The 19,477-nt window shown below is 69.5% G+C and carries 25 protein-coding genes and 1 pseudogene; 20 read left to right on the top strand and 6 right to left on the bottom strand.

The features are described from left to right. Nucleotides 1–10: 10 nt before the first annotated feature. Genes RZO50_RS10565 through RZO50_RS10555 form a run of 3 tightly spaced genes read right to left on the bottom strand, consistent with a single transcriptional unit; the run spans nucleotide 11 to nucleotide 1,942 of the window. Nucleotides 11–1,174 carry a glutamate--cysteine ligase gene (locus RZO50_RS10565; protein WP_322599695.1) on the bottom strand — a complete coding sequence of 388 codons (1,164 nt, stop codon included), beginning with the start codon at nucleotides 1,172–1,174 and terminating at the stop codon, nucleotides 11–13. A 49-nt stretch (nucleotides 1,175–1,223) separates the two neighbouring features. After that, a complete protein-coding gene (locus RZO50_RS10560; protein WP_322599694.1) occupies nucleotides 1,224–1,547 on the bottom strand; it encodes a DMT family transporter in 324 nt (107 codons plus the stop codon). Continuing rightward, a complete protein-coding gene (locus RZO50_RS10555; protein ID WP_322599693.1) occupies nucleotides 1,544–1,942 on the bottom strand; it encodes a DMT family transporter in 399 nt (132 codons plus the stop codon). Before RZO50_RS10555 ends, RZO50_RS10560 begins: the two co-directional genes overlap by 4 nt. Nucleotides 1,943–2,171: 229 nt before the next feature. On the opposite strand from RZO50_RS10555, the gene rpsP reads away from it, so the two are divergent. The 4 genes from rpsP to trmD are packed head-to-tail and all read left to right on the top strand — an operon-like array spanning nucleotide 2,172 to nucleotide 4,129. Further along, a complete protein-coding gene (rpsP, locus tag RZO50_RS10550; protein ID WP_322599692.1) occupies nucleotides 2,172–2,594 on the top strand; it encodes a 30S ribosomal protein S16 in 423 nt (140 codons plus the stop codon). Nucleotides 2,595–2,597: 3 nt separating this feature from the next. Further along, complete coding sequence (locus RZO50_RS10545) at nucleotides 2,598–2,828, top strand: RNA-binding protein (RefSeq protein WP_322599691.1); 231 nt, start codon at nucleotides 2,598–2,600, stop codon at nucleotides 2,826–2,828. Continuing rightward, nucleotides 2,821–3,447 carry a ribosome maturation factor RimM gene (gene rimM / locus RZO50_RS10540; protein WP_322599690.1) on the top strand — a complete coding sequence of 209 codons (627 nt, stop codon included), beginning with the start codon at nucleotides 2,821–2,823 and terminating at the stop codon, nucleotides 3,445–3,447. Before RZO50_RS10545 ends, rimM begins: the two co-directional genes overlap by 8 nt. A 7-nt stretch (nucleotides 3,448–3,454) precedes the next feature. Beyond that, nucleotides 3,455–4,129 carry a tRNA (guanosine(37)-N1)-methyltransferase TrmD gene (gene trmD / locus RZO50_RS10535; protein ID WP_322599689.1) on the top strand — a complete coding sequence of 225 codons (675 nt, stop codon included), beginning with the start codon at nucleotides 3,455–3,457 and terminating at the stop codon, nucleotides 4,127–4,129. 27 nt (nucleotides 4,130–4,156) lie between these two features. Here trmD and map read toward each other — a convergent pair whose 3' ends face one another. Next, the gene (map, locus tag RZO50_RS10530) at nucleotides 4,157–4,939 is read right to left on the bottom strand and encodes a type I methionyl aminopeptidase (RefSeq protein WP_322599688.1); all 783 of its coding nucleotides are present in this window, start codon (nucleotides 4,937–4,939) and stop codon (nucleotides 4,157–4,159) included. Nucleotides 4,940–5,058: 119 nt separating this feature from the next. Here map and RZO50_RS10525 point away from each other — a divergent pair, with 119 nt between their 5' ends. The 4 genes from RZO50_RS10525 (at nucleotide 5,059) to RZO50_RS10510 (ending at nucleotide 7,699) form a co-directional block, all read left to right on the top strand. Beyond that, a complete protein-coding gene (locus RZO50_RS10525) occupies nucleotides 5,059–5,565 on the top strand; it encodes an MFS transporter permease (protein WP_322599687.1) in 507 nt (168 codons plus the stop codon). Nucleotides 5,566–5,745: 180 nt separating this feature from the next. Next, nucleotides 5,746–6,093, top strand: a complete 348-nt coding sequence (rplS, locus tag RZO50_RS10520; protein WP_322599686.1) for a 50S ribosomal protein L19 — start codon at nucleotides 5,746–5,748, stop codon at nucleotides 6,091–6,093. A 152-nt stretch (nucleotides 6,094–6,245) separates the two neighbouring features. Continuing rightward, nucleotides 6,246–7,043, top strand: coding sequence for a signal peptidase I (lepB, locus tag RZO50_RS10515; RefSeq protein ID WP_322599685.1), 798 nt, complete (start codon nucleotides 6,246–6,248; stop codon nucleotides 7,041–7,043). Beyond that, nucleotides 7,040–7,699 carry a ribonuclease HII gene (locus RZO50_RS10510; protein ID WP_322599684.1) on the top strand — a complete coding sequence of 220 codons (660 nt, stop codon included), beginning with the start codon at nucleotides 7,040–7,042 and terminating at the stop codon, nucleotides 7,697–7,699. The genes lepB and RZO50_RS10510 overlap by 4 nt, the downstream gene beginning before the upstream one ends. A 36-nt stretch (nucleotides 7,700–7,735) precedes the next feature. Here the strand turns inward: RZO50_RS10510 and RZO50_RS10505 are convergent, their stop codons facing one another. Beyond that, a complete protein-coding gene (locus tag RZO50_RS10505) occupies nucleotides 7,736–8,416 on the bottom strand; it encodes an alpha/beta fold hydrolase (protein WP_322599683.1) in 681 nt (226 codons plus the stop codon). A 127-nt stretch (nucleotides 8,417–8,543) separates the two neighbouring features. Here RZO50_RS10505 and RZO50_RS10500 point away from each other — a divergent pair, with 127 nt between their 5' ends. The 6 genes from RZO50_RS10500 to RZO50_RS10475 all read left to right on the top strand — a co-directional run bounded on the left by RZO50_RS10500 (nucleotide 8,544) and on the right by RZO50_RS10475 (nucleotide 13,744). Continuing rightward, nucleotides 8,544–8,867, top strand: a complete 324-nt coding sequence (locus tag RZO50_RS10500) for a DUF2469 family protein (protein ID WP_322599682.1) — start codon at nucleotides 8,544–8,546, stop codon at nucleotides 8,865–8,867. 76 nt (nucleotides 8,868–8,943) lie between these two features. After that, nucleotides 8,944–9,306, top strand: a complete 363-nt coding sequence (locus RZO50_RS10495; protein WP_322599681.1) for a YraN family protein — start codon at nucleotides 8,944–8,946, stop codon at nucleotides 9,304–9,306. Between the two features lie 145 nt (nucleotides 9,307–9,451). Then, complete coding sequence (locus RZO50_RS10490) at nucleotides 9,452–10,981, top strand: YifB family Mg chelatase-like AAA ATPase (protein WP_322599680.1); 1,530 nt, start codon at nucleotides 9,452–9,454, stop codon at nucleotides 10,979–10,981. Continuing rightward, nucleotides 10,978–12,183, top strand: coding sequence for a DNA-processing protein DprA (dprA, locus tag RZO50_RS10485; RefSeq protein ID WP_322599679.1), 1,206 nt, complete (start codon nucleotides 10,978–10,980; stop codon nucleotides 12,181–12,183). Before RZO50_RS10490 ends, dprA begins: the two co-directional genes overlap by 4 nt. 48 nt (nucleotides 12,184–12,231) lie before the next feature. Beyond that, nucleotides 12,232–13,134: a tyrosine recombinase XerC gene (locus RZO50_RS10480; protein ID WP_322599678.1), complete on the top strand. Its 903-nt coding sequence runs from the start codon at nucleotides 12,232–12,234 to the stop codon at nucleotides 13,132–13,134. 10 nt (nucleotides 13,135–13,144) lie between these two features. Beyond that, a complete protein-coding gene (locus RZO50_RS10475) occupies nucleotides 13,145–13,744 on the top strand; it encodes a DUF3060 domain-containing protein (protein WP_322599677.1) in 600 nt (199 codons plus the stop codon). Between the two features lie 77 nt (nucleotides 13,745–13,821). Here RZO50_RS10475 and RZO50_RS10470 read toward each other — a convergent pair. Beyond that, nucleotides 13,822–14,148: pseudogene (locus RZO50_RS10470) on the bottom strand (peptidoglycan DD-metalloendopeptidase family protein); the annotation flags it as partial. A 420-nt stretch (nucleotides 14,149–14,568) separates the two neighbouring features. Between RZO50_RS10470 and rpsB the strand changes: the two are divergent. From rpsB to RZO50_RS10440, 6 genes are all read left to right on the top strand, one after another. Then, nucleotides 14,569–15,492: a 30S ribosomal protein S2 gene (gene rpsB, locus RZO50_RS10465; protein WP_322599676.1), complete on the top strand. Its 924-nt coding sequence runs from the start codon at nucleotides 14,569–14,571 to the stop codon at nucleotides 15,490–15,492. A 96-nt stretch (nucleotides 15,493–15,588) separates the two neighbouring features. After that, on the top strand, nucleotides 15,589–16,416 hold the full coding sequence (gene tsf, locus RZO50_RS10460; RefSeq protein WP_322599675.1) for a translation elongation factor Ts: 828 nt from the start codon (nucleotides 15,589–15,591) through the stop codon (nucleotides 16,414–16,416). 83 nt (nucleotides 16,417–16,499) lie between these two features. Further along, nucleotides 16,500–17,219: a UMP kinase gene (gene pyrH, locus RZO50_RS10455; protein ID WP_322599674.1), complete on the top strand. Its 720-nt coding sequence runs from the start codon at nucleotides 16,500–16,502 to the stop codon at nucleotides 17,217–17,219. A gap of 52 nt (nucleotides 17,220–17,271) precedes the next feature. After that, complete coding sequence (gene frr, locus RZO50_RS10450; protein WP_322599673.1) at nucleotides 17,272–17,826, top strand: ribosome recycling factor; 555 nt, start codon at nucleotides 17,272–17,274, stop codon at nucleotides 17,824–17,826. Nucleotides 17,827–17,833: 7 nt separating this feature from the next. Beyond that, nucleotides 17,834–18,880, top strand: coding sequence for a phosphatidate cytidylyltransferase (locus RZO50_RS10445; RefSeq protein ID WP_322599672.1), 1,047 nt, complete (start codon nucleotides 17,834–17,836; stop codon nucleotides 18,878–18,880). After that, on the top strand, nucleotides 18,877–19,458 hold the full coding sequence (locus RZO50_RS10440; protein ID WP_322599671.1) for a DivIVA domain-containing protein: 582 nt from the start codon (nucleotides 18,877–18,879) through the stop codon (nucleotides 19,456–19,458). The genes RZO50_RS10445 and RZO50_RS10440 overlap by 4 nt, the downstream gene beginning before the upstream one ends. The last annotated feature ends 19 nt before the right edge of the window (nucleotides 19,459–19,477 follow it).

Here is a 19,477-nt window from a genome sequence, read left to right as displayed (position 1 = left end):
GAGCCGACGATCAGCTCCTCATCGCCGCGAGATGCTCGCGGAGGGTGGGGCCACCGCGGAATTCGCGGATGAGGTGCTGGACCACCTCACGCAGGTCACCCCCGGAAGTGTCGGCGATCAGCAATTGGCGCGTGTAGCTCGCGCCGTCCGCGAGGATCCGCGCCACCCCGGCATACTCCTTGGCGCACTTCAGTTCCACCGCGATCTCGGCGTGCCGCTCGAGGGTCTCCGCCAGGTGCTCGCGGACCGGGACCTGTGTCCCGTCGGGAGTGACGATCACCTCGGCGTCCAATCCGTATCGAGCAGCGCGCCACTTGTTCTCCCGCACGTACCACGGCTGGATGGTGGTCAGCGGCCGACCCTCGTCGAGTTCGCGCGAGAAGTGCTCGACGAGCACCTGCACGAACGAGGCCACCGCCGCCAGTTCCGGGAGGGTCGACATGCCGTCGCACGCGCGGACCTCGATCGTCCCCCATCTCGGCGCCGGTCGGATGTCCCAGCGGACTTCCGTCTCATCGGCCATCACCCCGGTGCGGATCATGTCGTCGAGATACGCCTCGAACTGGGTCCAGTCCTGCAACGGCCACGGGAGTCCGGCGGTGGGCAGCTGCTGGAACACCAGCGCGCGGTTGGACGCGTATCCGGTGCGGTCTCCCGCCCAGAACGGACTCGACGCCGAGAGGGCTTGAAGGTGGGGGAGATACACCGACAGCGCGTTGACGATGGGCAACACCTTGTCGACATCATCGACGCCGACATGGACGTGGATGCCCCAGATCATCATGTTGCGCCCCCACCACTGGGTGCGTTCGATCAGCTCGTGGTACCGGGTCTTGTCGGTGACCTGCTGGTCGTACCACTGCGCGAACGGATGGCTGCCCGCGCACATGAGCTCGACCCCGAGCGGGTCGGTCACCGTCCGGACCGTCTCGATCGCATCGGCGATGTCGTCGACGGCTGCGGCGACGGTGTGCCCCACGCCGCTGGTCACCTCCAGGGTGTTCGTCAGCAGTTCCTGGGTGATCGTGAATCGCTCCAGCGCGGTCTCCTCCGCGAGGGCGTCGAACACCTGCGGGGCACGCGGGACGAGGTCGCCCGTCTCGCGGTCGGCCAGCATCAGCTCCCACTCGATGCCGACGGAGGAGCGCGCAGATGTCGCGAAGGGGACCGTCATTCCGTCAGTCTCGCACGCGCAGCGCGGGGCGGGGCAGAGCGCCGGTCGATCAGTGCGGTGCGCCGATTTCGATCAGGAGCACGCCGCCGGCGATCGCGACGATGCCGAGCCCCATCACCCACGTGAACGGCTCCTTGAACAGCAGGTGTGCGAGCACCGCTGTGAGGGCCACCCCGCACGCCGACCAGATCCCATACGCCACACCCACCGGCATACCGTTGGCCAGGCAGAGGAACAGCAGCGTGAACGCGAGCAGGTAGGAGAGGACCACCGGGACGATCCACGCGCGTTTCTTGAAGCCCTCCGAGGCGCGCAGCGACATCGTGCCGGTGACTTCGAAGACGATGGCCCCCGCCAGCAGCAGCCAGGTCATCGTGGTTCCTCCGTCGTGTCGCCGGGTGTCGCCGCCACCGTCGCGATGGGCCCGGTCGGCGGTGCCTGGCGGGAGTGGGTGCTCGCCCCCATCTCCACCAGCAGAACCCCGCCGATCACGATCGCGATGCCGAGACTCATCAGCCACGTCAGCGGATCGCCGTAGAGCACGGCGGCGAGCACCGCGGTGAGTGCGACACCGGACGCGGCCCACACCCCGTAGGACAGACCGATCGGCGCGCCGGTGCGCAACAGGAGCGCGAGACAGAGGAAGGCGCCGCCGTAGCCGACGACGACGAGGACGATCCACCCGGCATGGTCGACGAGCTGCCGGAGCGCGAGGGTCGCAGACACCTCCAGCACGATGGCGCCGACGAGGTACAACCATTTGGCCATGGGGAAGACTTTCGGGCGGGGGCGGTGGGTCGTCCCGCTCACCCTAGCGGACGGCGCAGCGGTGCCGAGGACGCGGTTCGCGACCCTGCGCGTGATCTGGCAGAATAGAGGGTCGGACCCGGCGCTCGACCCTCTATCCAGCGCCGCGGGCCGTTCCAGAGCTTCCGCCGGGTGTGCACCCCACGCTCCAGGCGATCGGTTCGTTCGCTTTCACTCATTCAGGAGAATCGTGGCTGTCAAGATCCGCCTCAAGCGCCTCGGAAAGATCCGCGCGCCTTACTACCGCATCGTCGTCGCCGACTCGCGCACCAAGCGCGACGGCCGCGTCATCGAAGAGATCGGCAAGTACCACCCCACCGAGGAGCCCTCGTTCATCGAGGTCGACTCGGAGCGGGCTCAGTACTGGCTCGGAGTCGGCGCGCAGCCGACCGAGCAGGTCCGCGCGATCCTCAAGCTCACCGGTGACTGGGGTCGCCACAAGGGCGACGCGAACGCCGTCTCGACGGTCAAGACCGCCGAGGCCAAGAGCGCATTCGAGGCCGACGCCGACAAGAAGTCGGTCATCAAGCCGAAGGCCGAGAAGAAGGCCGAAGAGCCCGCCGCAGACGCTGCCGAGGACGCTCCCGCGTCCGACGAGTCCGCCGAAGCGTAATCCGTGCTCGCCGCCGCGCTCGAACACGTCGTCAAGGGGATCGTCGATCACCCCGACGACGTCCGCATCGTCTCCTCGTCATCAGCACGCGGGGATGTCCTCGAGGTGCACGTGCACACCGACGACCGCGGACGCGTGATCGGGCGCGGCGGACGCACCGCCAAGGCGCTGCGCACGCTCATCACCGCGCTCGCCGACGGCCGCCGTGTGCGGGTCGACGTCGCCGATGACTGACGCGAACCCCACCGGCGAGACCCGGCCTCCGCAGGGCTCCAAGACGCAGCTCCGGGTCGGTCGTCTGGTCAAAGCCCATGGGCTCAAGGGTGCCCTGAAGCTCGAGCTGTACACGGACGACCCCGATGGTCGTTTCGTGCCCGGTGCCACCTTCACCCTCCAGGTCCCGGAGTCTTCGCCGTGGCACGGCAAGCCGCTCACGGTCCGCGAGTTCAAGTGGATGAACTCTCACCCCGTCGCGTTCTTCGAGGGCGTCGAGGACCGCACCGCCGCGGAGGAGCTCGTGCGCGCGATCCTGTGGATCGACGAATCGGCCGCCTCCCAGGAGGAAGACGCCTGGTACGACCACCAGCTGGTCGGCCTCGACGTCGTCCGCGACGGTGACGTGATCGGCACGGTCATCCGCGTCGACCACCTTCCGGCCCAAGACCTCCTCGCCCTCCGTCTCGCAGACGATCGCGAGGTCCTCGTCCCCTTCGTCAGGGCGATCGTGCCGGATGTCGACCTTTCGGCCGGGCGCCTGACCGTGACTCCGCCGGCGGGTCTGCTCGAGGAGCTGCCCGCGGACGAGTCGGACGCGACCCCGTCCGGTCGCGACGCCTCCGGCGACGAGAGCTGATCCGGTCATGCGCATCGACATCGTCACGATCTTCCCGGCGTTCTTCGATGTGCTCGACGTCTCGCTGATCGGAAAGGCCCGCGCGCGGGGTGTGCTGGATGTCGGGGTCCATGATCTGCGATCGTGGACCCATGACCGTCATCGCACGGTCGATGACACTCCGTACGGCGGCGGAGCCGGAATGGTGATGAAGCCCGAGCCGTGGGGTGAGGCACTCGACGAGGTGCTCTCGGACGAGGCGACGCTGATCGTCCCCTCGCCGGCCGGTGAGACCTTCTCGCAGCCCGTCGCGCGCGAACTCGCCGAGGAGTCGCACCTGGTGTTCGCCTGCGGGCGATACGAGGGCATCGACCAGAGGGTCATCGATCATTTCGCCGCGCGCACCCGCGTGCGCCTGATGAGTCTCGGTGACTACGTGCTCAACGGTGGCGAAGTGGCGGCGATGGCGATGATCGAAGCCACGACCCGCCTGATCCCCGGGGTGATCGGAAACCCCGGATCCCTTCTTGAAGAGTCGCACGAGGATGGGCTCTTGGAGTACCCGATATACACGAAACCCCCGGTCTGGCGGGGTATCGGTGTGCCGGAGATCCTCCTCAGCGGAAATCACGGCGCGATCGCGCAGTGGCGCCGCGACCAATCGCTCGCGCGAACGCGCGCCCATCGTCCCGATCTGCTCTGACGACGCGCGCCCCGGCGCGTCTGTGCGTCACCGGACGCCGAGGTGCGACCGGTCGGTGAGGACGACCGGCCCCGCTGCGGTGATGGCGACGGTGTGCTCCGAGTGGGCCCCCCGCGAGCCGTCCGCGCTGCGGAGGGTCCAGCCGTCGTTGTCGGTGACGAGCTCGTCGGTCGACTGAAGGAACCACGGTTCGAGGGCGATGACCAGTCCTTCGCGAAGCGGATATCCGCGACCCGGTTTCCCGTCGTTGGGCACGTGGGGGTCGCCGTGCATCTCGCGACCGACGCCGTGCCCACCGAAGTCCGTGTTGATCGACAGGCCGTCGGCATGGGCGACCTCGGCGACCGCATGCGAGATGTCGCCGATGCGGTTGCCCACCGTGGCCGCGGCGATGGCCGCGTCCAGGGCGCGCTCGGTGGTGTCGATGAGCGCGAGGTCTTCGTCGCGTGCCGTTCCCACGACGAAGGAGACGGCCGAGTCAGCGACCCAGCCATCGACCGAGACGGCGAAATCGAGCGTGACGAGGTCACCGTCGCGGAGGTCGTAGTCGAAGGGCAGACCGTGAAGGACGGCGTCGTTGATGGAGGTGCAGATCACCTTGCCGAACGGGCTCGCGCCGAACGAGGGGTGATAGTCGATGTAGCAGGAGGTCGCGCCCGCTCGACGGATGAGGTCGTGTGCACGCCGGTCGATCGCAAGCAGGTTGGTGCCGACCTTCGTCTCCTCGCGCAGTGTCGCGAGGGTTTCGGCGACGAAACGGCCGGCCGGCCGCATCGCTTCGATCTCGGCCGGAGTGCGCAATTCGATCATGGGGGTCCTTTCGCGTCGCCCGTTCATTCTTCCCGATCGGACCGCCCCGGGCTGAGAGGATGCCGACCATCGCCGCGACGAACCTGCCTGTCGCCCCGGGGCGGCGTAGCATCGGGGGCATGTGGCTGCGTCGTGGTTTCTTCGCGTGGCTGATCCCTGCCGCGGTCGTTCTGCCGGTCTGGCTGCTGGTCGGGTGGGCCGTGTTCGACGCCGGGGGCTGGGCCTTCGTGTGGGTGCTGTTCCTCGCGATGCCGTCCGTGTTCATCGGCCAGCTCGTCCTCGGCCTGCTCGCGCGTGCGCGCGGCACCGTGCGCGCTCACCGTGCGGTGTCGTGGTGGGACGTCGCGGGCTTCGGTCTCTGGCACGCGCTGATCGTCTCGCTCGGGTTCTTCGATCAGGCATGGTGGGCACCGGTGATGGTGGCCACCCTGTTGGTGGGGGTGGGGCTGTTCTGGCTGCAGGTGTGGCAGTTGTGGCGCGAAGCCCGCCCTGCCGCGGTCTACTTCCGCACCGACGCCTCCTCGCTCCGTCGGCCGAGGGTGCCGGCAGAGTCGGCGTCGGGCCTTGCCGAACAGGACGTCTTCGTGATCGCCGAGACGCAGGACCCCCTCCCGCGGCGAGACTGAGGGCTCTTCCCCGGTGCAGGTTTGGAGACCGGTGACATCCGTGGCAGAATCGACGTTTGTGCCCTGACCCGCTCTGCCTCAGGGGAGCCGGCGCCGGAGAGATCCGAGGCGCTCGGGTACACACCAACCTTTTCCGAACATCCCGCGGTCGACCTGTGGCGGCCGCAGAGAGACACGATCATGCAGATCCTCGACTCCGTCGACGCGGCATCGCTCCGCTCCGACATCCCCGACTTCGCTCCCGGTGACACCGTCAAGGTGCACGTGAACATCACCGAAGGCAACCGTTCGCGCATCCAGGTGTTCCAGGGCGTCGTCCTCGGTCGCCAGGGCGACGGCGTGCGCGAGACCTTCACGGTCCGCAAGATCAGCTTCCAGGTGGGCGTCGAGCGCACGTTCCCGGTGCACAGCCCCGTGATCGACCACATCGAGGTCGTCACCCGCGGTGACGTCCGCCGGGCGAAGCTCTACTACCTGCGCAACCTGCGCGGCAAGAAGGCCAAGATCAAGGAGAAGCGCGGCAACTGACGCCTCCTCCCGCAGACGAACCCCCGGTGCCGACGCGCCGGGGGTTCGTCCGTCTTCGGCAGCGTCCGCGGCGCGGGCGGTCCCGGGGCGGAGCCAGATGTGCGACCCTGGATGAACCCGTCCGCGAGGGCGGTGCGGAGGGATATCAGAACATGACGACCGAGAAGACCGGGACGCCGCCGTCCGGTGCATCCGATGATGCGGAGGCCGTCGACCGCCGCGGCGGTCGGGCAAGGGGATGGCTCACCTTTCTGCGGGACGTGGTCATCATCGTGCTGGTGGCGCTTCTGGTGTCGTTCCTGGTCAAGACCTTCCTCGTGCGCTCGTTCTACATCCCGTCCGGTTCGATGGAGGACACGCTCGAGGTCGACGACCGCATCCTCGTCGACGAGATCACGCCGCGCTTCGGCGAGTACGCGCGCGGCGACATCGTGGTCTTCCAGGACCCGGGCGGCTGGCTCCCGCCGAGCGAGCAACCCGATCGCGGGATGCTGGTGGACATGGGAGAGTGGTTGCTCTCGCTCATCGGTCTGGCGGCACCCGACAGTGATGACCACCTGGTCAAGCGCATCATCGGCCTGCCGGGCGACGAGGTGGTGTGCTGCAACGACGTCGGGCAGATCACGGTCAACGGCGTGGCGATCGACGAGGCCGTCTACCTGAAACTCCCCACGCCGGTCTCCCCGGCATCCGGCGAGGAGTTCGACGTCGTCGTGCCCGACGACAGCCTGTGGGTCCTCGGCGACAACCGCTACCGCTCCAAGGACAGTCGCTTCAATCAGGACCAGCCCGGTGAGGGCTTCGTGCCGATGGAGAACCTCGTGGGTCGCGCGTTCCTCATCACGTGGCCCTTCGACCGGTTCGGAACCCTCGATTTCCACCACGAGGTGTTCGCCGGGGTGCCGGACGAGCCGGCTGCGGACAGTGGTGAGGGGGAAACAGGCGAGTGAGCGTCGCCACACCCCGACTGACGCTCGAGCGGCGGCTGCTGCGCGAGCATGCCCTTGTCATCGCCTGTGACGAGGTGGGGCGCGGCGCCCTGGCGGGGCCCGTCGCGGTCGGCGCTGCGGTCGTCGACGCGCCCGGATCCCGCAAACGGATCCCTGACGGGTTGCGGGACTCCAAGCTCGTTTCCGAGCCGAAGCGTCCGGACCTCGCCAGACGAGCGGCGGCGTGGGCGTCGGCGAGCTCGGTGGGCTGGGCCAGCGCCGCCGAGATCGACGAGTTCGGGATCATGCGCGCCCTCGGTCTGGCCTCGCTGCGGGCGATCGCGGATCTGCGCGCGCACGGTGTCGTCCCCGAAGACGCGATCGTGATCCTCGACGGGAATCACGACTACATCACGCCGGCCGGGGGTGCCGGTCTGTCGGTGACACCGGTGGTCAAGGCCGATCGGGACTGCGCGAGCGCGGCGGCCGCATCCGTCATCGCGAAAGTGGCCCGCGATACCCTGATGCTCGACCTTCACGACGAGTCGCCCGCCTACCGGTGGGCCCGGAACAAGGGCTACGCGAGTCCCGACCACCGGGACGCGATCCGGGAGCACGGCATGAGCCCGCACCACCGGGCGTCGTGGTCGATCGCGGCCGCGCCGACGCTGTTCTGAGGCTTCGGCGCCGGTCGGTCGTCGCGCTTTCGCCACTCAGTCCCAGTCGAGGTAGTCCTCGATGGGCCACGCCGTTTCGCCCACGTGAGTGAGGGGGAACAGGTCGGCGGCGCCGTCGATCGTCTTCACGCTGACGCGCTCCGGCGCCGCCTCGCGGAGAGCGTGACCGTGGGAGGGAGGCATGACGGCATCCTCGGCACCCTGGATCACGAGGACGGGGACGCCCGCCGGGAGGAGGTGCGGAGAGATCTCCGGCGAACTCGCCCGCGCCGTGGCCTGCATCCGCAGGCGAGCGATGTCGTAGGCGTTCTCGGGGATCTCCGACAGCGGCGACACGGCAACCGGGGCGTCACCTTCGACGCCGAGAAGAAGGATGCCGGCGGCGCGCGAGGGGTGATCGGCGGCCACCGCCCGGGCGAGTGTCCCCCCGAAGCCGTGTCCGCCCACCCAGGGGCGCGTCAGGCCGATGTGGTCCATGACGTCGACCACGTCCCCGGCGAGGTCGTGGAGCGTGGGTGGCGTGGGGGAGGCGTCGGGATCGCGGGTGCCGATCCGCACGACGCGGAAGTCCTCTTCGCCGAGGGCTTCGGCCAGCAGGCCGAGGTATCCGATCCGCAGCCCGGCACCGGGTACCAAGACCAGCGTCGGACCGGCGGCGTGGTCGTCGGCGTAGGGGATGGCGCGCCCGTCGGGTTCGAAGATCTCAGTCTCTGCCACGGGTATCGAGTCCTTTCGGTGGTGCGGTACAGTTCCGCGGACCTCAACGCTACGCGAACGGCGGGTGGGTACGCGGGCGCATACGCCGGTTCTGACGGCCCTCGCACGACCCTAGGATGGAGGCACCATGGATGACGAAGTCTTCGAAGACTACGACCGCGAACTCGAGCTGGCGCTCTACAAGGAGTATCGCGATGTCGTCTCGCAGTTCCAGTACGTCATCGAGACGGAGCGGCGGTTCTACCTCGCCAACGACGTCAACGTCGTCCGTCGTGACAGCGAGCACGACTTCTACTTCGAGATCTCGATGACCGACGTGTGGGTGTGGGACATCTACCGCGCCGACCGCTTCGTCAAATCGGTGCGGGTGCTCACCTTCAAGGACGTCAACGTCGAGGAGCTCACCCGACGGGACTTCCGCCTGCCCGACGAGCTGTCGCTCGACGGCTGAGCCGGTTCTTCCGCCCGCCGTCCACAGATCTGCTCTGCGCAGCTCGCGCGGCGTTCCCCGGGTGCATCATCGCCTCATGGCGGCCAAAGACGAGCTCGGACGAGCGGGTGAGAGCCACGCGTACGACCATCTCGTCGCCGCCGGGTTCCAGGTGCTCGACCGCAACTGGCGGTGCCGTGAGGGTGAGATCGACATCGTCGCCCGCGACGGGCGGGACCTCGTGGTGGTCGAGGTGAAGACCCGCCGGGCCCTCGACTACGGTCACCCGTTCGATGCCGTCGACGAACGCAAGCGGGCTCGCCTGTGGCGATTGGGGCACGCCTGGATGCGGCTGCATCCCGGGGTGGCGCGTGGGCTCTCGCTCCGGCTCGACGTCATCGCCGTGATCGGCGAACCGCCGCGCGCGGCGACGATCGAGCACCTCCGCGACCTGCGCTGACGGCGGGGCTCCGCACCTGTCCTGCACAGGCCGACGCGCCCCGTATCCCGTCCACCGCTCCGGACCCGCTGATCCCCGAGGCGCCGCCGGTTGGGGAGAGTCGTGGCATGACCCGCCCACATCGCATCCCTCATCGGCCCCTGTCATGACCGTCGCCCGCACGTGGGCGGTGGCCCTCACCGGCGTCACCGGCTCGATCGTCGAGGTGGAGGCCGATCTGTCGAACCAGACACCTGATCTGCGGATCATCGGGCTTGCCGACAAGGCGCTGAACGAATCGGCCCGCCGGGTCCACAACGCGTGCCAGAACAGCGGCCTGCCGCTGCCGCGTCGGCGTCTCACGGTCAACCTGTCGCCCGCGAACCTGCCCAAGCACGGTTCCGCGTTCGATCTGGCGATCGCCGTCGCGGCCGTTGCCACCGAGACCGACCTCGACGCGGCGTCCGTCTCGCGCACCGTGCACATCGGCGAGCTCGGCCTCGATGGCCGGCTCCGCCCCGTCCCGGGTGTGCTGCCCGCGGTCGTCGCGGCGGCGGCAGGCGGCTTCCGGTGCGTGGTCGTCCCGCATGCGAACCGCGCCGAGGCGCAGCTCGTGGACGGCATCGAGGTGCGCGCGCTCGCCACGCTCGCCGAGGTCGCGGCGCTCCACGGTGCCGACGTGGAGATTCCGGAGTGCGAACCGGTCGGCGCGACCCCGGCACGGGCGCGGGTGCACGAGGAGTCGCCGGACCTGTCGGATGTCATCGGGCAGGACGACGCCGTCCACGCGCTCACCGTCGCCGCCGCCGGAGGGCACCACCTGCTGATGAGCGGCCCGCCGGGAGCCGGCAAGACCATGCTGGCCCGGCGACTGCCGGGGATCCTGCCCGCCCTGGACGACCGCGCCGCGCTGGCCGTCGCGACGGTCCGCTCGCTCAGCGACGGCGGAATCACCGCGCTGCCGCGCATCCCCCCGTTCGAAGCGCCGCACCACAGTGCATCGGCGGCAGCCCTCGTCGGCGGCGGCAGTCGGACGATCCGACCCGGAGCGGTCGCGCGAGCCAGCGAGGGCGTGCTCTTCCTCGATGAGGCGGGGGAGTTCAGCGGGCACGCCCTCGATGCGCTGCGGCAGCCGCTGGAGACCGGCTCGATCGAGATCCATCGTGCGGGGGCGGTCGCGGCGTTCCCCGCACGCTTCCAACTGGTCCTCGCCACCAATCCGTGTCCGTGCGGCGGCTATGGAGTGATCGGTCAGACCTGCGAATGCCCGCCGATGGCGATCCGTCGCTACCTGCAGCGCCTCTCCGGTCCGCTCTTGGACCGCATCGACATCGAACTCAGGATGCAACGCGTCTCCGTCGCCCAACGGCGATCGACGGCGAGCGGGCCGAGCAGCGCACAGGTGCGCGAGCGCGTGGCCGAGGCGCGCGCACGGTCCGCACACCGGCTGCGGGAGACCGCGTGGCGATGCAACGCCCACGTCACCGGCCCATGGCTCCGTGACGGCCCCCTCGCGCCGGACGCTCCTGTGCGCCGCCCGCTCGATCAGGCCCTGCACCGTGGCGTGCTCACGCTGCGGGCTTACGATCGCGTGCTCCGCGTCGCGTGGACGCTCGCCGACCTCGCCGACCGACCCCGCCTCGCTCTCGACGACGTCGGTCGAGCGCTCTACCTCAAGAAGGGGATACCCGCATGATCACGCTCGACCTGTCCGCCACGACTGCGCGGGACGCCCTCGCCGGGTACGGGGAGGGTCGGAGTGATGACGGCGCCGTCGACGCCTTCGCGCGCGCCACATGGAGCCACATCGCCGAACCCGGCGATGCGCACGCCGGTGCGCTCATCACCGCACTCGGGGCCGCGGCTGCGCTCGAGGTCGTCGCGCACTCCGCGCCCACGCCCCTCGCGGGCCTCGACGCGGCCGCGGCACGCGACGCCTGGGCGCGATGGCGTCCTCGTCTGGAGGAGGGGGTCGCGGTGCGGTCGCTTCGCGCCGCCGAGCGTGTGGGACTCACTCTGCTCACTCCGGGTGATCCGGAGTGGCCGGCCCCCCTCGACGACCTCGGGCTCCACACGCCTGCCGTGCTGTGGGTGAAGGGCTCCCTCGGTGTTGTCCGCGCCGCCACGCCGATCGCCGTGGTCGGCGCCCGTGCGTCGACGTCCTACGGCGAACTCGTCGCCGCCGACATCGCGGCAGGCATCGGCGCGAACGGCGGATCGGTGGTCTCCGGGGCCGCGTACGGGATCGACGGCGCCGCCCACCGCGCGGCGCTCGCCGTCGATGCTCCGACCGTCGCGTTCCTGGCCGGCGGCGCCGACCGCGCCTACCCGTCCGGGAACTCGAAGATGATCGCCGAGATCGCCGTCAGGGGCGCCGTCGTCAGCGAGCTGCCGCCGGGGTCCGCGCCGACCCGATGGCGCTTCCTGCAACGCAACAGGCTGATCGCCGCGCTGGGGGAGGCCACGGTCGTCGTGGAGGCCGGATGGCGGAGTGGATCGCTCAACACCGCCGGACACGCGGTGAGTCTCGGGCGTCCGGTGGGTGCGGTGCCTGGGCCGATCACCAGCGCCGCGTCGGCCGGCTGCCATCGGCTCCTCCGCGAGTACGACGCCGTGGCGGTGACCGGCGCAGACGATGTCTGGGAGCTGGTCGGCGGCCTCGGTCGCGAGGCACGTGCGCATGCGGGGCAGGTGCGTCCTGCCGCCGCCGGCCACGAGCACCCCCGTACCGACGACGCCACACGCGTGGTCGATGCGTTGAGTGCGCGCACGGCGCGGACCGTCTCCGAGGTGGCGCGCGGCGCCGGCCTGTCCTTCGAGCACGCCGGAGCCCTCCTCGGCCTGTTGGAGCTCGACGGGCGTGCGATCCGCGGCGGTGGCGGCTGGCGTCGTCCGTGAGCGGTGTGCCGGGCGCCGGCGGGGCCGAGATCGCGAGAAGCTGGGGTCATGAGACTGAGCGAAGCCGCGGCGTTGTACCTGCGCCATCTCGAGCAGGTCCGCCGGCTGTCGCCGCGGACGGTCCGTGCGTACCGCGGTGATCTCGAGGACGTGGTCTCGGCGACGGATGATCCCGCAGTGGACGACGTCGACATCGAAGCCCTTCGTGAGTGGTTGTGGCAGTCGGTCCAACGTGGCCACAGCAAAGCGACGCTCGCGCGGCGCACGGCGGCTGTGCGCGGCTTCTTCGCGTGGGCCGTCGAGAGCGGGTTGGCGTCTTCGGACCCCGGCGCCCGCCTCGTCGCCCCCAAGCGCGGCCGAACGCTGCCCCGGGTCGCGACCGCTGACGGCGTCGCCGAGGTGCTCGATGCGGTGCGGACCGCCGCGTCTGCGGGAGACCCGATCGACCTGCGCGACAGTGCGCTGCTCGAAACGCTCTACGCCACGGGGATCCGCGTCTCGGAACTGTGCTCTCTCGACCTCGACGCACTCGACGCCACACGGCGCACCGTGAGGGTGGTGGGCAAAGGAGACAAGGAGCGGGTGGTCCCATACGGGGCACCGGCCGCTCACGCCCTCGAGGCGTACGTGGTCCGTGCGCGCCCCGCGTTGCTCGCCAGGGCAGAGGATGGAGCATCCGTGGCGCTTTTCCTCGGTGCCCGCGGCGGCCGGCTCGGTCCGCGCGCGGTCTACGACGTGGTCGCACGCCGGCTGGGCCCGGCGGTGGGGTCCGCCGTCGGCGCGCACGCACTGCGGCACTCGGCCGCGACCCATCTGCTCGACGGCGGTGCCGATCTGCGAACGGTGCAGGAGCTGTTGGGGCACGCAAGCCTCGGCACGACGCAGATCTACACCCATGTGTCCGGTGAACGGCTCTCCGCCACCTACCGACTGGCGCATCCGCGCGCCTAGGCTGATCGACATGGAGTCCTCGCCGATGTCGGACATCCGCCGGCCGCGGCGGCTTCGCCTCGTCGGTGGCGCCGTCGCGACCCTTCTCGCGCTCAGCGGGTGCGCCGCCGAGCCGGTGGTGCGCCTCCCCGAGGAACCGACTTTCTCCGCACCCGCGCCCACCGTGTCCTCGATCGACGAGGACGCATCCGCGGGCTCGGATGGCCGCGTCGACACCGCCGCGCCGTCTGTGGCGTGCGAGGGGGACCCCCTCGAGGTGGCTGGGCGGGAGGACCCGAGCGTGACCGTCACGGGGGACTGCCCGGTCCTGACGGTGCGCGGCAACGATCTGATCGTCGACGCCAGCCTCGCGACGGTCGGCGAACTCGCCATCCGGGCGGACCGTGTCGCCGTCGACGCCGGCCCGACGGGGACTCTCGTGATCGATGGCTACGACAACGACGTCGAGGTCGGGTCGGTCGCGTCGGTCACGGTGGCAGGAGACCGGAACACCGTCCGCGCGGGCGGATCGATCGAGACCGTCTCCGTCCGCGGGGACGACACCACCGTGCGCACGGAGTCGGGCATCGACCGCGTCGAGGACACCGGCGAGCGCAACTCGATCCGCTGAGGCGTCGTCAGCGCGTCGCAGCAGGGGAGCAGCACGGCGCGCGGCACACGGTCCAGAAGGACGAGCGGGTTGATGTACTCGCCATGCAATCGGACTCCGAAGTGGAGTGCCCCGTTGCGGGTATGGCCGCCGACCGACAACGTCGCGATCCGTTCGCCCGAGACGACCGGGGTGCCGGGGGTGACGAGCGGCAGCACCGGCTCGAGGGTCGTGACGTATCCGTCTCCGTGGTCGACGGTGACCACACCGCGGCCGGCGACCGGACCCGCGAAGGCGATCACGCCGGCCGCAGGCGCCACGACGGGAGCATCTGCCGAGGTCGGCTCGAGGTCGATGCCGCGGTGGCCGGGGCCGTACTCGTGCGCGGGTGCGACGAACGGTTCGACGACGCGGAACGGATGCACCGGCCACGTCCATCCCGGTCGGGGCGAGACCGCCGCCGTCGCCGCGGCGGGCGGGAGTATCGACGCGCTGAGAACGACGAGCAGCACGATACGGCAGAGGACGGATGGAGCGCGCACGACACCATCGTTGCGATGCTCTCCCGACCTCCGTCGCGGGGTGAGCCCCGGCTGTGGATCCGCGCCACCCGGCACGCCCCTGGGGAGGGGGTCCGGCTGATACACTGGGAGGGCATCCCGTCATCGGGATGACTACGCGTGCCCACAGCGCGCCGGTTCCGGCGCGTGGCATCCACTCCCTTCGGTCCTCCGCGATCCTCGGATCTGCGGAGGCGGGAGTGCGCCGGGCACCAGGACGCGTCGATCGACCGATCGACCGAGCAACCGAAATCGGCGCGCACGCGCCAGAACAGGAGAACGGCCATGGCCGTCGTCACCATCCGCCAGCTGCTCGACAGCGGCGTTCACTTCGGACACCAGACCCGTCGGTGGAACCCGAAGGTGAAGCGCTTCATCCTCACCGAGCGCAGCGGTATCCACATCATCGACCTGCAGCAGTCGCTGTCGTACATCGACAAGGCATACGAGTTCGTCAAGGAGACGGTCGCCCACGGCGGCACCGTCCTCTTCGTCGGCACCAAGAAGCAGGCGCAGGAGATCATCGCCGAGCAGGCCACCCGCGTGGGCCAGCCCTACGTCAACCAGCGCTGGCTCGGCGGGCTGCTGACCAACTTCTCGACCGTCAGCAAGCGACTGGCCCGCATGAAGGAGCTCGAGGAGCTCGACTTCGAAGACCCCGCGGCCAGCGGCTTCACCAAGAAGGAGCTCCTGCTGAAGAAGCGCGAGCTCGACAAGCTGCACAAGTCCCTCGGGGGTATCCGCAACCTCCAGAAGACGCCGTCGGCGATCTGGGTCGTCGACGCCAAGCGCGAGCACCTCGCCGTGGATGAGGCCACCAAGCTCGGCATCCCGATCATCGGCATCCTCGACACCAACGCCGACCCCGACGAGTTCCAGTACCCGATCCCCGGCAACGACGACGCGATCCGTTCGGTCAGCCTGCTGACCCGCATCATCGCCGACGCCGCCGCGGAGGGGCTCATCCAGCGTCACCAGCCCGCCGACGAGGTGGAGGAGGCCGCCGAGCCTCTCGCCGAGTGGGAGCGCGAGCTGCTCGAGTCCGGCGCGCCGGCCCAGTCCTCCGCCGAGACCGAGAAGGTCGCCGATGAGGCGCAGGCCAAGGCCGAGGCGAGCGAGATCGTCGCCGAGGAGCAGGCCGCCGAGGGCGAGAAGGCCACCGAGTCGGAGGCGGACGCCGAAGGCGCCGCTGCCGCCGAGGCCAAGTAACCGACGCGTAACCGAAACGGACCAGATTCGGCGGGGTCGCCCGAGGGCGACCCCGCCGAACGGAACACGAATCACCTGAACAAGGAGCCGCCACCCATGGCAAACTTCACGATCGCCGACATCAAGGCGCTGCGCGAGCAGCTCGGCACGGGCATGGTCGACACCAAGAAGGCGCTCGAGGAGGCCGACGGCGACGTCGAGAAGGCCACCGAGATCCTGCGTCTGAAGGGTGCGAAGGGCAACGCCAAGCGCGCCGACCGCTCCACCAGCGAGGGCCTCGTCGCCGCGCGCGAGCTCAACGGCGCCGTCACCCTCATCGAACTGGCCTGCGAGACCGACTTCGTCGCCAAGAACGAGCGCTTCGGCGCGCTGGCCGAGAAGGTCCTCGACGCCGCGGCGGCTGCCGGGGCGGACTCGGCCGAGGCCGCCCTCGCGGCAGACGCGTCGGGTCAGACCGTCGACCAGCTCATCTCGGACGAGGCCGCGATCATCGGCGAGAAGGTCGAACTGCGCCGCGTGCGCACGCTGTCGGGCGACCACTTCGAGGTCTACCTGCACAAGACCAGCAAGGATCTGCCCCCGCAGGTCGGCGTGGTCCTCGCCTACTCGGGCGACGACGCCGAGACCGCTCGGAGCCTCGCGCAGCACATTTCGTTCGCGAACCCGTCCTACCTCTCGCGTGACGAGGTCCCCGAGGCCGACGTCGAGAAGGAGCGGGAGATCGTCACCGAGATCTCCCGCAACGAGGGCAAGCCCGAAGCTGCTCTTCCGAAGATCGTCGAGGGACGTGTGAACGCGTTCTTCAAGCAGGTCGCCCTGCTCGATCAGGATTACGCGAAGGACAACAAGCAGTCGGTGGCCAAGGTCGCCGCCGATGCAGGCCTGACGCTGACCGGTTTCGCCCGGTTCAAGGTCGGGGCCTGACACCGTTGAAGGCCCGCACCGCCTCGGTGGTGCGGGCCTTTTCTCATGCCCTTCGATAAGTTGTACGCGACGAGAGGAATCACGTGATCGATGAAGCGACCGGACGCCGGCGCGTCCTGCTGAAACTTTCTGGAGAAGCGTTCGGCGGGGGAGCGCTGGGGGTGAACCCGGACGTGGTCTCTCAGATCGCCCGCGAGATCGCCGAGGCGGTGGATCGCGTCGAGATCGCCGTCGTCGTCGGCGGCGGCAACTTCTTCCGCGGCGCCGAACTCAGTCAGCGCGGTATGGATCGCGGGCGCGCCGACTACATGGGCATGCTCGGTACGGTGATGAACGCCCTCGCACTCCAAGACTTCCTCGAGCAGGCCGGCGCCGCCACACGTGTGCAGTCCGCCATCTCGATGACGCAGGTCGCCGAGCCCTACATCCCCCGCCGCGCCGAACGGCACATGGAGAAGGGTCGTGTCGTGATCTTCGGCGCCGGCGCGGGGCTTCCCTATTTCTCCACCGACACCGTCGCCGCCCAACGCGCGCTCGAGATCGGGGCGGCCGAGGTGCTGGTGGCCAAGAACGGCGTCGACGGGGTCTACACGGCCGACCCGCGCACCGATGCCTCGGCGACGCGGATCGATCGGATCACGTACCTCGACGCGCTCCAGCGCGGACTGAAGGTCGTCGACTCGACGGCGTTCAGTCTCTGCATGGACAACCGCATGGACATGCGCGTGTTCGGGATGGAGCCGGCCGGCAACGTCACGCGGGCGTTGCTCGGCGAGTCGATCGGCACGCTCGTCACGGCGTGAGCCGTGCCGGCTGACTAGACTGGGTGTTCGGTTCTAACGATGGGAGTCACTTGTGATCGCTGACGTGATGGCGGATGCCGGAGCGCGCATGGACCGTGCCGTCGAGGCGGCGAAAGAAGACTTCGCCACGGTGCGCACAGGACGGGCGAACCCGCAGCTGTTCCAGAAGATCCTCGTGGACTACTACGGCAGCCCGACGCCGCTTGCCCAACTCGCCTCGCTGGCGAACCCCGAGGCACGCTCGCTGATCGTGACGCCCTACGACAAGTCCGCGCTGAAGGCCATCGAGCAGGCGATCCGAGACACTCCCAATCTCGGCGCGAACCCCACCAACGACGGGAACATCGTGCGGGTGACCATGCCCGAGCTCACCGAAGAGCGTCGCAAGGAGTTCGTGAAGATCGTGCGGACCAAGGGCGAGGACGCCAAAGTCCATGTCCGAGGCATCCGGCGCAAGATGAAGGACGACCTCGATGCGCTCAAGGGCGATGTCGGCGAGGACGAGCTCGTCCGCGCGGAGAAGGAGCTCGACGCCCTGACGCGCGCGCACGTCGATGAGATCGACGAGGCGCTCAAGCGCAAAGAGGCGGAACTGCTCGAGGTCTGACCGCCAGATGACCGACACTCCCGGCGCGTCGCCGGACGACGAGGGCGTTCCGCCGCAGCCGCGGAGGGACGCCCCGCCGTCGCGTCCCGATCTCTCCGAAGGGCAAGATCCGTCGCAGGCGTTCCAGGAGCACATGCGGGCGATGCGCACGGGAGTCGAGTCGCAGATGGCCCATGCGCGGGCCGAGTTCGATCAGGCCAACGAGCGCATCAAGGAACGGACCGGACGCGATCTGATCGTCGCGATCCTGATCGGCCTCGCCATCGGCGGAGTCCTGCTGCTGTCGTTGGTGCTGCTGAAGTGGATCTTCATCCTCTTCGCGCTCGTGGCGACGGTCTTCGGCGTACTCGAGATCACCCGTGCGCTGAACGTCGCGGGACGTCGCGTCGATGTCGCCCCGCAGGTCGGTGCGGGTGTCGTGCTGGCGCTGTCCGGTCTGCTGGCGGACCTCTGGCTGCACTGGGTGATGACCTTCGTCGCCGTGGTCGTGGTGGCCGTCTGGCGTCTGATCGCTCAGATGGTCGCCGTCGACGAGCGGTCTCCCGCCGATGTGCTGGCAGACGTGCTGACCGGCGGTTTCGTCCAGTTGTACGTGCCGTTCATGGCCAGCCTCTCGCTCGTCCTGCTCCGGCAGGACGGGGGCGAGTGGTGGATCATCACCTTCATCCTCATCGCCGTCGTCGCCGACACGGGCGCATACGTGAGCGGACTCACGCTCGGACGCCACCCGATGGCGCCGAAGATCAGCCCCAAGAAGACCTGGGAGGGATTCGGCGGTGCCGCCCTGGCCGCTCTCGCAGCCGGTGTCCTGGCCTCGATCTTCATGCTGGGACTGCCGTGGTGGACCGGACTCATCTTCGGAGCAGCGGTGCTGGCCACCGCGACCGCCGGTGATCTGGGGGAGTCGATGATCAAGCGCGACATGGGCATCAAGGACATGAGCTCGTGGCTGCCGGGCCACGGCGGCGTGCTGGACCGCCTCGATTCCATCCTCCCGTCGGTCACCGTCGCGCTGGCCCTCTTCTACCTCCTCACTCCGTTGGCGGTGACATGACGACCACGGCGACGACGTCGGCCGACCGTTCCGACCGCACATCCTTCCCGCTCGTACAGGGTCGCGCCCGCGGCTACGACCGCGACGCCGTGGACGAATTCCTCGCCCGCGCGCGTCGCGCCTTCGAGGGTGACGGTCCGGACACGCTCACGGCGCAGGACATCCGTCGCGTCGCCTTCCCGCTGGCGCGTCACGGGTACGCGATCGCCGCCGTGGATGCCGCCCTGGCGCGCATCGAGGACGCCTTCGCCGCCCGCGAGCGCGAGGATGCGCTCGCGCACGGCGGCGTGGAGGAGTGGGTGGGGGCCACCCGCGAAACCGCACAGGAAGTGCTCGACCGGCTCACCCGTCGCAAGGGTCGCCGGTTCGACCGCGTGAGCGCGCTCCGCTACGGATATCGGATCGACGAGGTCGACCTCGTCGGCGACAAGCTGGCGCGCTACCTCGCCGATGGCGAGCCGGTCTCGGTCGAACAGGTCCGTTCCGTGGCGTTCCGCATGCAACGCGGCGGGTACCGCGAAGCGCAGGTCGACGCGGTGCTCGACGCCGTCGTCGATGTGATGCTCGCCGTGCGCTGACCACCGCGAGTCGGATGAC

The sequence above is a fragment of the Microbacterium xanthum genome (genome assembly GCF_034531355.1).
Taxonomy (GTDB): domain Bacteria; phylum Actinomycetota; class Actinomycetes; order Actinomycetales; family Microbacteriaceae; genus Microbacterium; species Microbacterium xanthum.
This window is presented reverse-complemented; position numbering and strand designations above follow the sequence as displayed.

Excerpts from the sequence above, each read along its gene's own strand:
- RZO50_RS10565 (WP_322599695.1), bottom strand. The coding sequence starts at position 1,174 with ATGACGGTCCCCTTCGCGACATCTGCGCGCTCCTCCGTCGGCATCGAG.
- RZO50_RS10560 (WP_322599694.1), bottom strand. The coding sequence starts at position 1,547 with ATGACCTGGCTGCTGCTGGCGGGGGCCATCGTCTTCGAAGTCACCGGC.
- RZO50_RS10555 (WP_322599693.1), bottom strand. The coding sequence starts at position 1,942 with ATGGCCAAATGGTTGTACCTCGTCGGCGCCATCGTGCTGGAGGTGTCT.
- rimM (WP_322599690.1), top strand. The coding sequence starts at position 2,821 with ATGACTGACGCGAACCCCACCGGCGAGACCCGGCCTCCGCAGGGCTCC.
- trmD (WP_322599689.1), top strand. The coding sequence starts at position 3,455 with ATGCGCATCGACATCGTCACGATCTTCCCGGCGTTCTTCGATGTGCTC.
- map (WP_322599688.1), bottom strand. The coding sequence starts at position 4,939 with ATGATCGAATTGCGCACTCCGGCCGAGATCGAAGCGATGCGGCCGGCC.
- RZO50_RS10525 (WP_322599687.1), top strand. The coding sequence starts at position 5,059 with ATGTGGCTGCGTCGTGGTTTCTTCGCGTGGCTGATCCCTGCCGCGGTC.
- rplS (WP_322599686.1), top strand. The coding sequence starts at position 5,746 with ATGCAGATCCTCGACTCCGTCGACGCGGCATCGCTCCGCTCCGACATC.
- lepB (WP_322599685.1), top strand. The coding sequence starts at position 6,246 with ATGACGACCGAGAAGACCGGGACGCCGCCGTCCGGTGCATCCGATGAT.
- RZO50_RS10500 (WP_322599682.1), top strand. The coding sequence starts at position 8,544 with ATGGATGACGAAGTCTTCGAAGACTACGACCGCGAACTCGAGCTGGCG.
- RZO50_RS10495 (WP_322599681.1), top strand. The coding sequence starts at position 8,944 with ATGGCGGCCAAAGACGAGCTCGGACGAGCGGGTGAGAGCCACGCGTAC.
- RZO50_RS10490 (WP_322599680.1), top strand. The coding sequence starts at position 9,452 with ATGACCGTCGCCCGCACGTGGGCGGTGGCCCTCACCGGCGTCACCGGC.
- dprA (WP_322599679.1), top strand. The coding sequence starts at position 10,978 with ATGATCACGCTCGACCTGTCCGCCACGACTGCGCGGGACGCCCTCGCC.
- RZO50_RS10480 (WP_322599678.1), top strand. The coding sequence starts at position 12,232 with ATGAGACTGAGCGAAGCCGCGGCGTTGTACCTGCGCCATCTCGAGCAG.
- RZO50_RS10475 (WP_322599677.1), top strand. The coding sequence starts at position 13,145 with ATGGAGTCCTCGCCGATGTCGGACATCCGCCGGCCGCGGCGGCTTCGC.
- rpsB (WP_322599676.1), top strand. The coding sequence starts at position 14,569 with ATGGCCGTCGTCACCATCCGCCAGCTGCTCGACAGCGGCGTTCACTTC.
- tsf (WP_322599675.1), top strand. The coding sequence starts at position 15,589 with ATGGCAAACTTCACGATCGCCGACATCAAGGCGCTGCGCGAGCAGCTC.
- RZO50_RS10445 (WP_322599672.1), top strand. The coding sequence starts at position 17,834 with ATGACCGACACTCCCGGCGCGTCGCCGGACGACGAGGGCGTTCCGCCG.
- RZO50_RS10440 (WP_322599671.1), top strand. The coding sequence starts at position 18,877 with ATGACGACCACGGCGACGACGTCGGCCGACCGTTCCGACCGCACATCC.